Source organism: Flavobacterium sp. ENC (genome assembly GCF_020991415.1).
Classification (GTDB): Bacteria; Bacteroidota; Bacteroidia; order Flavobacteriales; family Flavobacteriaceae; genus Flavobacterium.
Genome location: NZ_JAJMOY010000039.1, coordinates 1 through 437, shown reverse-complemented (window position 1 = coordinate 437; position 437 = coordinate 1). Strand labels below are relative to the sequence as shown.

The window sequence follows — 437 nt, the reverse complement described above, 5'->3', positions numbered from 1 at the left end:
TCACTACTACCACCCCGATTAGAAGTATACGCATCAGGAGTAAATCCGCTGCTTACAACAGGACTTCTAGGACTGTAATAATAACTGGAGAAATAACCTCTTGAATTACCTGATTTTCCTATTACAACAACGTCCCTTAACTCTCCTCCCTCAATAGTAGGATTATCACCTCCGCCTCCTCTCATACAATCTTCACAAGGCATTGGCGCCGCTTTGTTAGTCACCGGATTCTCTCTGTCCAACACTTCCACAATTCCGTCTTCCACAGCGTGATTGTTCTTAAACTGGGCTGCTTTTACAAATCCTTTCTTGAGATCCCAGACGCTGATATATCCGTTAAAATTTCCGCCCTCCATAGACTGGTCTTCTTGTGGGGCAGCTTTGTCCGGATAGATTTCAACCACTGAGGCCTTGTAACTGCCATCGGGCAATTTGTA

1 protein-coding gene is annotated in these 437 nt (G+C 44.9%); it reads right to left on the bottom strand.

All coding sequences use genetic code 11. The annotated features are described in order from the left end of the window. A partial coding sequence (locus tag LPB89_RS21950; protein WP_230703742.1) for a hypothetical protein occupies positions 1-437 on the bottom strand: 437 nt, incomplete at both ends.